This is a genomic window from Neobacillus sp. D3-1R, from assembly GCF_052180215.1.
GTDB lineage: Bacteria > Bacillota > Bacilli > Bacillales > Cytobacillaceae > Pseudoneobacillus.
On sequence record NZ_CP197471.1, the window covers coordinates 1,749,539 to 1,761,294 of the forward strand.

General features: G+C 35.0%; 9 protein-coding genes. 5 read left to right on the forward strand and 4 right to left on the reverse strand.

Translation table 11 applies throughout. From position 1 onward, the window contains the following. Positions 1-200: 200 nt before the first annotated feature. On the forward strand, positions 201-1,916 hold the full coding sequence (locus ACSBPO_RS08880; RefSeq protein ID WP_442599698.1) for an ABC transporter ATP-binding protein: 1,716 nt from the start codon (positions 201-203) through the stop codon (positions 1,914-1,916). 44 nt (positions 1,917-1,960) lie between these two features. Here ACSBPO_RS08880 and ACSBPO_RS08885 read toward each other — a convergent pair whose 3' ends face one another. Further along, positions 1,961-3,208, reverse strand: coding sequence for an ATP-binding protein (locus tag ACSBPO_RS08885; protein WP_442599699.1), 1,248 nt, complete (start codon positions 3,206-3,208; stop codon positions 1,961-1,963). A gap of 196 nt (positions 3,209-3,404) precedes the next feature. Between ACSBPO_RS08885 and ACSBPO_RS08890 the strand changes: the two genes are divergently transcribed. Then, positions 3,405-3,767, forward strand: coding sequence for a DUF2294 domain-containing protein (locus ACSBPO_RS08890; RefSeq protein ID WP_442599700.1), 363 nt, complete (start codon positions 3,405-3,407; stop codon positions 3,765-3,767). Between the two features lie 49 nt (positions 3,768-3,816). On the opposite strand, the gene ACSBPO_RS08895 is transcribed toward ACSBPO_RS08890, so the two are convergent. The 3 genes from ACSBPO_RS08895 to ACSBPO_RS08905 all read right to left on the reverse strand — a co-directional run bounded on the left by ACSBPO_RS08895 (position 3,817) and on the right by ACSBPO_RS08905 (position 8,501). Then, the gene (locus tag ACSBPO_RS08895; protein WP_442599701.1) at positions 3,817-5,928 is read right to left on the reverse strand and encodes a PBP1A family penicillin-binding protein; all 2,112 of its coding nucleotides are present in this window, start codon (positions 5,926-5,928) and stop codon (positions 3,817-3,819) included. Between the two features lie 189 nt (positions 5,929-6,117). Then, a complete protein-coding gene (locus ACSBPO_RS08900) occupies positions 6,118-6,903 on the reverse strand; it encodes a TIGR00266 family protein (protein WP_442599702.1) in 786 nt (261 codons plus the stop codon). A gap of 20 nt (positions 6,904-6,923) precedes the next feature. Continuing rightward, positions 6,924-8,501 (reverse strand): M2 family metallopeptidase, encoded by a 1,578-nt coding sequence (locus ACSBPO_RS08905; RefSeq protein ID WP_442599703.1) that lies wholly within the window; start codon positions 8,499-8,501, stop codon positions 6,924-6,926. A gap of 170 nt (positions 8,502-8,671) precedes the next feature. On the opposite strand from ACSBPO_RS08905, the gene ACSBPO_RS08910 reads away from it, so the two are divergent. The 3 genes from ACSBPO_RS08910 to ACSBPO_RS08920 all read left to right on the forward strand — a co-directional run bounded on the left by ACSBPO_RS08910 (position 8,672) and on the right by ACSBPO_RS08920 (position 11,609). Then, on the forward strand, positions 8,672-9,106 hold the full coding sequence (locus tag ACSBPO_RS08910) for a DUF2512 family protein (RefSeq protein ID WP_442599704.1): 435 nt from the start codon (positions 8,672-8,674) through the stop codon (positions 9,104-9,106). Between the two features lie 145 nt (positions 9,107-9,251). Continuing rightward, positions 9,252-9,788 (forward strand): signal peptidase I, encoded by a 537-nt coding sequence (gene lepB, locus ACSBPO_RS08915; protein WP_442599705.1) that lies wholly within the window; start codon positions 9,252-9,254, stop codon positions 9,786-9,788. Positions 9,789-9,986: 198 nt separating this feature from the next. Continuing rightward, a complete protein-coding gene (locus ACSBPO_RS08920) occupies positions 9,987-11,609 on the forward strand; it encodes a hypothetical protein (RefSeq protein ID WP_442599706.1) in 1,623 nt (540 codons plus the stop codon). Positions 11,610-11,756 lie beyond the last annotated feature (147 nt).

The following is an 11,756-nucleotide window of genomic DNA, read 5'->3' on the forward strand; positions in this document are numbered from 1 at the left end:
AGTAAACTATTTCGTTTATCTAAATATTATCATACTGAAATTTTGATGAAAGATAAAGGATTTTTATGAAAATTTAGAAATTAATCTAAAAAATGATTAATTATAAACATCTATTCATTGTCATAAAATTTGAATCCTTGAAAAAATTTCCTTATTTGCCTATAATCCTATTATATTTTGAAAAAAGAAGGAGACCATCTATGATTAGGCGATTTTTTAGGTATTATCTTCCTCATAAAAAATTATTCATTCTCGATTTCAGCAGTGCAGTGATTGTAGCTCTTTTAGAATTAGCTTTCCCGCTGGCAGTTTCCTGGTTTGTTGATTCACTTTTACCGGAAGGAAATTGGTCACAAATCGTATCGGTTAGTATAGGGTTATTTTTGGTCTATATAATGAGTATGTTACTCCAATATGTGGTCAATTATTTAGGACATAAGCTAGGAATTAATATCGAGACCGATATGAGGCAGCAGCTTTTCCAACATATTCAAAAGCAGTCCTTTCGTTTTTTTGATAATACCAAAACGGGTCATATCATGAGTCGTATTACAAATGATTTATTTGACCTCGGTGAACTAGCACACCATGGACCAGAGGATTTTTTTATTTCTATTATGACGTTTGTGGGTGCATTTTGGATTATGTTAACCATTAATGTTAAATTAGCATTTGTGACGATCATTATTGTTCCATTCTTAATTTGGTTAATAACCGTATGTAATTTGAAAATGAACGCCGCATGGGATCGAATGTATAGTAATATTGCAGAAGTCAATGCTCGGGTAGAGGACAGTGTATCAGGTATTCGTGTGGTTCAATCTTTTACAAATGAAGAGTTCGAGATTAAGAGATTTAGAAAAAATAATCAAAAGTTTCGTAGTGCAAAGCTTTCTGCCTACAAGGTCATGTCCTTTAGCTTGTCAGGTATATTTATTATGACACGCTTAATGATTTTAGTCGTTTTAGTATATGGTTCATGGTTAAGTTATACTGAACAAATGAGTTATGGGGAGCTGGTAGGTTTTATTCTTTATGTAAATGTACTTTTTAAGCCGATCGATAAGATTAGTGCATTAATGGAGTTATATCCGAAAGGGATGGCTGGTTTTAAACGCTTTAGTGAGTTGATGGATAGAGAACCTGACGTCCAAGATGTAAAGGATGCAGTGGAGGTCGCCTCATTAAAGGGAGATATTGTATTTAATGATGTAGGTTTTCGATATGAGGATTCTAAATCTGTATTAGAAAAAATAAATCTTCATATTCCAGCGGGGGAAACGGTTGCTTTTGTTGGTCCGTCTGGTGCTGGAAAAACGACCATTTGTTCACTCATTCCTCGATTTTATGATGTCAATGACGGAAGCATTTCGATTGATGGAATCGATATCCGACAAATGACAAAAAAATCTCTACGTTCACAAATTGGTATTGTCCAGCAGGATGTATTTTTATTTACAGGTACATTACGCGAAAACATAGCATATGGAATGTTAAGTGCAACAGATGACCAAATTAGAGAAGCAGCTAGAAGAGCCCATTTGGAAGAATTTATTGCGTCCTTACCAGAAGGTTATAAAACTCAAATCGGAGAGAGAGGGCTTAAACTGTCTGGTGGACAAAAACAGCGCCTCGCGATAGCAAGAATGTTTTTAAAAAATCCTCCGATTCTTATTTTAGATGAAGCAACATCTGCCTTGGATACCGAAACGGAATCGATTATTCAAGCAGCCTTAACGGAGCTTGCAAAGAATCGTACGACACTAGTTATTGCACATCGACTTGCCACCATCCGAAATGCGGACCGTATTGTTGTCGTTACTGAAGAAGGAATCGCTGAAGAAGGTAAACATGACGAACTGATAGAAAAAGAAGGGATCTTTGCAAATCTACATCGAGTTCAATATCAAAGATAATACTCAAAAATGCCATCGGAAGAATCCGATGGCATCTTTTTTCTTTAAACTGGTAATTCAATTTGAACTTTTGTTCCTTTATCCTGTTCACTTTCAAATACGATGGTTCCGTTATGGGATTGGACAATTTTAAAGCTTACCATAAGCCCAAGGCCAGTTCCTTTATCTTTAGAAGAATAGAATGGTTCACCAATTCTTTCTAGTCTTTCCTGAGAGATTCCGCAACCTTGGTCTTGAATAATGATGGAGACTTTTTGATTTTCGAGTTGTTTCAATGAAATACTTACTAAACCACCCTTATGTGAAGCTTCAATTGCATTTTTAATGACATTAATGAATAATTGCTTTAATTGATTTGGTTCACAGTTAATTAATAATTCATTGTGCTCTGTTAAGAAGTCAATCTGAATATTATGCAAACTAGCTTCTGTACTTAATAAGGAAATGACGTCCGCTAGAATTTTATGGAGGTCTGCCTCAGAGAATTTAATTTCCTGAGGTTTTGCAAGTAAGAGTAGTTCACCGACAATGTGATTGATACGATCAAGCTCATCTAGCATAATTTGATAGTAAAATTGATGCTTTTCATCTTCCATTTTTAATAGTTGTACAAAGCCCTTTAAGGATGTTAGGGGGTTTCGAATTTCATGGGCAACACTAGCAGATAGTTCTCCAACCACTGAGAGCTTTTCCGTCAATCTTAATCGTTCTTCCGCTTGTCTGAGTTTTGTAATATCTCGTCCGATGATTACTAAACCCTTTCGTTTGCCATCAGGATAGAAAAGAGGAACTTTAATGGTATCAAAGGTTTTAGTTGTTCCGTCAGGTAATGGGATTACCTCTTCATAACGACTAATGCTCCCTTTCTTCCAGGCGTCCTCATCGGAAATCTCACAGTAACGAAGAGCATCTGCGTAAAAAGCAGTGTATTCAGCTAACTCAGAGTCTTTTTTTCCTCTGTAATCCACATGGTCTATTTGAAATAACTTTAATCCAAATTCATTTGCTTCTATCCATTTTCCTTCTCCATCTTTAAAGTTTACAAAGTCAACCATTGAATTAATAAGAGTGGAGAGTCTCTTTTCTTCCTCTTTGGAAGCATCTAATTCTTCCTTTTTAATGATGGAAAAATAGAAGAAAATACCTGTAACAATGACATATAGGATTTCTTTAAACCGTGAAACCATATAAATATATTGGTTAGAAATGTATGAATCTAATAGGTAGTTTGTTCCATAAATCCAAATTAAACTTCCAATGAAGTAATATAATAATAGTTTTTTCTTCTTCATCTAAGGCTCCTGTTCAAGGTCAATAATATATTATTATAGTACATGAAACTTCGTTTATTTGAAAGATTTCAGTTTTACCAAAATCAATGAAGATACTGGAAATATTATTACATCAATGTAGAAGCTATAAGATTGACAACTTTTTAGCCAATTGCTTAAACTAAAGAAAATAGTTGGTAAGAGGGTTGGAAATTCCATGAATAAGTACGAAGCAGAGTTCAGTAATTTGGTACGCTCCTTTCGAAAAAAACATATGGGAAAAGGTCCAAGTAAAATTACGACCACTTTTTGTAAAAATTGGGCTATCTGTGAAATGGAAGGGAACTTATCCCCGGTTGAAAAATTTATTGCCAGTGCTGAAGATGGAAAGCAAATGGTTCGGGCAGCTAGAACAGAAATGGTAAAAGAGATGTATAAGAAAAATCGACCTGTTGAAATGGAAGATTTTCTTCAAAGTAATTTTGTAGATTTATTTGTAGATATCGATATTGATAGAGATTTTGGGATGTCTGTTTTTGTTTTTGATATGGATATAGAGAAAAAATTTAAAGGTCAATAAAAAAGCTCTAAAAGGGAAGCGATGAAAACTAACCTTTTAGAGCCTTTTTTTATTTTTGCAGTTCTTTAAGCTTTTGAAAGAATTCATTCATTCTTTGACCAAGCTCATACATCTTTTTATCAAAGTTTTCCTTCCATTTTGGTGATTCCTCTTTGATTTTTTCTTCTAGAAGATTTGTGTTTTCTGTCAGCTCTTTTTTGAACTTTTCCACTTGTTCTTCGAGTTTCTTCTTTGACAAAATCATTTCTTCATCATCTTTTAGTCTTTCATTAATAGATGCTATTTCAAATTTTTCTGCTTTTATATATGGTTTGGCTTGCTCCATTATAGCACGGAAAATGGGAACTACATTTTGAGAGCTGCTGTTTGAGAGATAATGCTCGCGATCTGTTTTGTCGTATCCAAGCCAAATGGCTCCAACTAGATTGGGAGTATATCCGACAAACCATTGATCTTTCGTACCATTTATATCCTCATATGGAAGCTGAGTAGTTCCAGTTTTTCCTGCAATTTGCAGATCGGGAATTTTAGTAGCTTTTCCAGTGCCATTTTCGACGACATTTAATAACATAGAATTCATTTCATCCGTCACGGCTTTTGAAGTCACTTTTACCGTTTTGGTTTTATGTTCTGCAAGAACATCCCCTGTCGGTCCAATAATTTTTGTAATTAGATGACCATCATGACGTTTTCCTTCATTTGGAAAAGTCGAGAAGGCTGCTGCCAATTGAAGAGGGGAGATACCGTAATGCATTCCTCCAAGGGCAAGAGCTAGATTTTCATCTTCTTTTTCTACAGGAATGCCAAATCGTTTAACGGAATCAACACCCTTTTTTAAACCAATTTGATCTAGTAGCCAAACAGTTGGAACATTTAATGATTCCTCAAGTGCTTTATACATTGGAACCTCGCCTTGATACTTTTTAGAAGCATTTTCGGGCTTATATTGACCAAATGTTGTTGGTTCATCCACTAGAGAAGAGGTGACCGTATAACCCTCCTCAAGAGCGGGGGTGTATACAGCGATTGGTTTGATAGTTGAACCAGGCTGTGTTTTTAATTGCGTGGCTCTGTTAAACCCACGAAAAACCTGTTCTCCTCTTCCTCCAATAAGTGCTTGAACTCCACCATTTGATGGATTAAGTAAAACAGCACCACTTTGAACCAAAACTCCTGACCTTCCTCTTGGAAAAAGGGAATCTCGGCTATATACCTTTTCAAGAGCAGTTTGCAAATCTTGATCCATCTCAGTATAAATCCGATAGCCTCTTGTTAATATTTCTTCCTGAGATAAACCATATAAATCGATTGCTTCATCAATAACCGAATCTACATAATAAGGATACTTACGCTCAATAAAGCTTCCGCCACCATCCTCAAGATGAATTTTTTCCTTGATAGACTTTTCATAATCCTTCTTGGATATCATTCCTTTTTCTTTCATTTTCGCTAATACAACATTTCGTCGCTTTAAGGCTTTATCATAATGTTCATAAGGGTTTAAGGCACTAGGTGCTTGTAATAGTGCAGCTAAGGTAGCTGCCTCGCTTATGGAGATATCCGTAATATCTTTATTAAAATACTTTTTCGAAGCTTGGCTTATACCCCATGATCCGCTTCCGAAGTATACCTGATTTAAATACATCTGTAATATTTCGTCTTTTTCATATACCTTTTCTATCTTTACAGCTAAGAATAGTTCTTCTAGCTTTCTTTTATATGTCTTTTCACGGGAGAGAAGGGCATTCTTTGTTAACTGTTGAGTGATCGTGCTACCTCCTCCAGTAATTCGACCGGAGAATAGATTACTAAAAAAAGCGCGAGTAATCCCTTTTATATCAAATCCATGATGTTCATAAAACCGCTCATCTTCTATTGCGACAACGGCATCCCCTACATGTTTGGGGAGCTTTTTAATGGATACTCCTTTTGTTCGATTCGTAATGACATTACTTGCAATTTCACCTTTATGATCATAAATGACGGTCGGTTGACTTAATCCTTCTTTCAATGATTGAACATTTACTCGACTTGCTGACCATACAAAATAAAGTAAAGTAAGTAAAAATCCGGTTAAAATAAAGAGTAAGATAAATTGCGTTAGGTGGTTTTTTCTCCAGAAACGTATAAATACTTCCCAAACTGGCTGCAATCGTTCCATATAATCTCCTAACTTTCCTAAAAATTAATCATAATCATTTATTATATAAGATTTTGCATCAATTTGGAAAAGGAAGGGTTTTAAGGTGTATCCAAATGAAGAAATAGGAAAATAGTAGATAAAATTAATGAAAAAAGCTTGGAACTAAATCCAAGCTTTTTTGTTTGCAGTTAAGTTTTGTTTATGGAATCAATCACCATCAAATAAGTTGAAAATACCTCTTGCAATACTTCCTTCATCCTTAGCGCCACCTGTTTGAGGCATAGCAGCAAAAACTCTGCTAGCTAAACGGCTAAATGGAAGGGACTGGATCCAAACAGTTCCAGGTCCGGTTAATGTAGCAAAAAATAATCCTTCCCCGCCAAAAAGGGCTGTTTTAACTCCTTTAGCCAACTCTATATTATAATTAACACTGCTGGTCATTGCGACTAAACAGCCTGTATCTACTCTTAATAATTCACCATGTGAAAGTTCTTTTTTGACAATGGTACCACCTGCATGTACGAAAGCCATTCCATCACCTTCAAGCTTCTGCATGATGAATCCTTCCCCGCCAAAAAATCCTACTCCGACCTTTCTTTGGAATTCAATGCCTACTGAAACTCCTTTCGCGGCAGCGAGAAAAGCATCCTTTTGACAAATAATTTTACCACCATACTCGTCTAAGCTTAAGGGAATAATTTTACCTGGATAAGGAGAAGCGAAGGAAACCTGTTTCTTTCCAACTCCGTTATTGGTAAAAGTAGTCATAAATAAGCTTTCACCTGTTAAAACTCGTTTGCCTGCACTAAATAATTTTCCCATAAAACCGGAGCTCTCTGTACCGTCTCCGAAGATGGTTTCCATATGAATACCATCTTGCATCATCATTAAACTTCCAGCTTCAGCAATGACTGTTTCTTGCGGGTCTAATTCGACCTCGACAAATTGCATATCATCACCGTAAATTTTGTAATCAATTTCGTGGTTTCTCATCTTTCTACCTCCGAATAGGTCTACTTACAGTAAACTTGTACAAAATAATTAGGATTTAATTTTTCACCAGTAACCCGTTGAATCTTTTCATTCCATGTATAAAGTGCCCCGGGTTTAAAGTATGAATTCACAAGTAATTCCCCAGCTTCCTTTGTGAAGAAATCTGGTGAAATTTCCTTTTCAATATGGACTAATAGCTGAGCAGCAGTTAGTTCACCTAATAAATAATTTTGGTAATAAACCGGTGCAAGAGTAAAGTGAATCTTAGCTGCCCAATCTGGATTATCAGTGGAATCAGGAGGGGTTACTAATTGAATCTCCTGTACGGTTTTCCACCATAACGAATTTAAATCCTGATCCGGGTTTTCATATAATTCTCTTTCAAAGAAAACGAATGTGATTATCCATCTTGCTGAGATTAACATTTGTAATTGTTGATATTGTTGTAATTCAGGTGATATGTGATCGATAGTTTGTTCATCGACTTGTAAAAATTGCTTTAACCATCTAGGATCCTTACCCATTTTACCAAAAAGCATGGCAATAGCTTCTGTTGTTAGGGTATGACTGACACCACGAAGTGCAAAGGGGAGTTCAGAATCAATATATTTAAAATAAGCAGCATGGCCAAATTCATGTAAATTTGTTTCCATCCAATAAGCACTTTCAGTAAGATTGCAAAGAACCCTTACATCACCTGAGCGATCGATATCAGTACAGAAAGCAGTTGGGTTTTTCTTTTCCCTTGGATAAAGATCACTCTTTTCATATAAATCAGAGATATCAATTCCCATTGATCCAAATGTGTCAGTAGTCAGTTGAACTAAATCTTTCCCTTTATAGAATGGATCTAGATTGGTTGTTTCGGAAGGCGGAGCTTCCTGGAAGAATGGATCAACATAATGCCAAGGGCGAATATCGGAAGATTGAATACCAAATTTTTTGGCTAATCTTTCATCAAGTTCTTGCTTCATCGATCTGTAGGTTTCATCTGATTGAGCAATCAAATCATTAAAAATAGAGAATACCTCTTCACGATCTAATTCCTGTAAGGCAAAGCTCATTTGGTGATGATTCTCATATCCAAGCATCTTTGCTGCTTCGTTTCGTTTTTTTACAAGCTCAAGAAGGTCTTTTTCTACTTCCTTCCCAACTTCCTTACTTGCGAACCATACTTTCTTTCTTAATTCAAAATCCGTACTATTAAGTAAAATTTCTCTAATTTCATTTGCTGAATATTGCTTTCCATCTACTTCAGGAGAGTATGTATTAAATAATAAGTTTAATTCAGAAGATCGCTTAGCTAAATCTGCTAATATCTCTTCAGGTAATTGGTTTTCTTTCATGTTATTCAAAAGAAGTTCGAGCTGTCTTTTTTCTATATCTGTTAATGAAGGATCTTCTAAATATTCTTGTGTCTTTTCGAATTTTTCTTTATCTGAGAAAAATAGATTATATTCGGTATCTGCTTTACTTAATTTTTCTGCCCATTCTGGATCACCGGTTGTTTGAGCCATCCAACTTGTTTCGGTTACGTCCTTATGTAGGACTTGCATGTCTTTATTAAGGTTTAATAGGAATTCATTTACTGTCTCCATTATATCGTTGCCTTCTTTCTTACATATAAAGTTTATTTTCTCTTTAAAATTCGCTAGAAATATGCTGAACCCTTCTTGCGGTATTAAAATCATTTTTTATGATTTCAAAAAGGATGGATGTATGGTTTCATTTTTTTCTCCAAAAAATAAAACAAAGGAGGAAGTTATTAATGGATATAACAAGGATTTTTATTATAAAATTGGTCGTATCTTTGCTTGCGTTTGCCATAGGGTTAGATTTGTTTTTTGATGCATCACTGGCTGAAATCATATCCTTTAGTTTAACAACTACCGTTATTTCCCTTTTTATTGGAGATCGGATGATTCTAACTCGACTTGGAAACCGAAATGCACTAGTTGTTGATTTTTTTCTGACTTATATAAGTGTATGGGTCTTTGGAAGTGTTGTTCTTAACAGCTATATTCAAATAGCTTGGGGGAGTATTATATCTGCCACTATAATTACAGCAGCAGAGGTACTAGTGCATCGATATATAGTTAAGCGGACTTCCGTTGGAACGTCAAACGAAAGAACACTTGGATTTAATCCAAAACTTGCATATGGTATGGAAATGGCAGAAGAACAAGATCCAAAGAGAAAATAATGTTCAAGAGGGTAATCACTTCTCGATGGGTGATTCCCTTTTTTGTGCATTTTTGATCTTTTAAATATAATCGATACGATTTTAGATAAATATCACTATATATATGATACAATGGAAGAGCATTACCTTATAGGGAGGATTGTCGATGAAGGAAAGTACAAAAAAAGAAATATTTTCTTGGATTAAATCAATCTTATTTGCCTTAACCATTGCATTTATATGCCGTCAGTTTATTTTTTCACCTGTAACCGTTCAAGGTGAATCCATGCTACCGACATTTGAAGATGATAATAAAATAATAGTGTCTAAAATGAGTAAAATTGAACATTTTGATATGATTGTTTTTCATGCTCCAGATGCAGATGAAAATTATATTAAAAGGGTAATAGGTCTTCCAGGAGATCAAATTGAAATGAAAAATGATCAGTTATATATAAATGGTAAAGTTTACAATGAAGGTTATCTTGCACATAATCGTCAATTAGCAAGTCAAAGTGGAATGGATCGATTAACAGAAGATTTTGGACCAATCACAGTTCCTAAAGATCAGTATTTTGTGATGGGAGATAATCGCCTATATAGTAAGGACAGCAGAATTTTTGGTACCATTTCCAGTGATTCTATTATTGGAGAAGTGAAATTCCGCTTTTTTCCAATAAATGAAATTGGGAATCCAAAATAAAATACGTTACGGGTATTGAATGAGTTAATTAGACATTCAGTACCCGTTTTTTTTGTGTCTTTTTTCCTATTTTTCGAAAGTTTGAAAAATGACCCCCATAAATTAAAAATGCAAAATCGAACCTATTAAGGAAATACTTGGAAGGGAGGATTTTAGACGGCTGTTTTATCCGATAAACGATTTAATGGGGGAATACAAATGAGAAGGTTTTTTCGAATCGATGTTTTCGTATTAATGGCATTCGTATTAATGACTAGCTTTGCGTTACCTCAAGGAAAAGTGTTAGGGGCAGCAAAAACACAAATCCATCTCCATATAAAAGGTGGAGAACTTGCAAAAGATTCAAAAGTAACGCTTGAGTATAAAGTGAAAGAGAAAAAGAAAGACAAGAAAGATAAACATGAGCATAAAGGTAAAGATAAAGAAATAAAGAAAACATTAGAATTTACCAGACAAAATGGAACCCTTTACAAAGCTTCTAAACCGAGTGGATTTGAAGCTTCAAAAAATGTAACATTTTCTATTAAACTGGGAAGTAATACAGACACTTATGCTCCAACAAAAGTAACGGGGAGCAAAGGAACCGTCAATTATTGGATTGATGTAAAAAATAAAAATGAAGATGAAAATAAAGAAGACTTAACAACGTTTACTAAAAATGAACCATTAATTCCACTGGTAAAAGATGTTTATAATAATGGTGACGGAACCTACACTGTTTACTGGGGTTATGATAATCAAAACGACGTGACAGTGGATGCTATCTCAAGTCAATTAACATCAGCGTATGTTTTTAATAATGCATCACCATTAAAGAAAGGGTTTACAGAAGGGAAGGTAGAGGAAGCATTTAAAACTACCTTTACAGGCCCTTCAATTAGCTGGGAGTTAACCGGTCCTGATGGAGTGAAAAGAACAGCTACAGCACTTGCGGGTAATTCTAAAACATACAAATCTCTTCAACCATTTGTAAAAGGAGTCTACAAAAATACGAATGGTACTTACACAGCGTATTTTGGCTACCAAAACGAAAATGCAGTAGAAGTGGATGCTAAAATAAGCCAGTATGTTACACCAGCCTTAAATTATTCAGTGCCAATGAAAACAGGCTTTGTTCCAGGTACAGTAAATGAAGCGTTTAAGTCTACTTTTAGTAGTACAACACTTTCTTGGAATTTAGTAGGGCCAAATGGAGCGAGTTATACAGCTGTGGCTAGTGTCAATAATGCAATAAACTATGGTACTTTAACACCAATCGTAAAAGCAGTTTATGATAATGGGGATGGAACATTTACAGCCTATTTTGGTTATCAAAATGGCAGTGGTGTAACAGTGGATGCTCTGGAAAGTAAATTTATTTCAGGGACAGTTTTAAATAATGGGCAGCCTATGAAGAAAGATTTCCTAAGTGGAACAAATCAAGAAGCTTTTTCTGTTGTGTTTAAAGGGACCTATTTGATGTGGGCATTAGCTGGACCGGATGGGCAAACAAAGTATGTTGTAGCTTCTTCTAACAATGCACCAAAATATTCTGCCTTACTTCCAAATGTAAACAAGGTAGTAAATAATGGTGATGGAACGTTTACAGCTATCTGGGGTTACCAAAATCTAAATGGTGTCACTCTAAGTGCTAAGGAAAGCACGTTTAAAGGAACTGTTCTAAAAAATGAGTCAGCTATGATAAATGATTTTAAGCCTGGAATACAAACAAATGCTTTTGAAACAACCTTTAAGGGAGCAGAATTTACTTGGCAAGTCAAAGGTCAGGATGGTGTTATTAGGGTTGTAACGGCTTATTCTAAAAATGCGGTAACAAGATAATTTATCAAAAAAGGAGCAAGATCCTCCCGTTCCAAATTAGTGAGGAAATTTGGAATGGGGGTTCATCATGGCTCCTTTTTATTATGTATTATTAATCCATTGAAAAGCATCATTTAATCCCTAAATAAAAATGGTAACTTCTTTCTA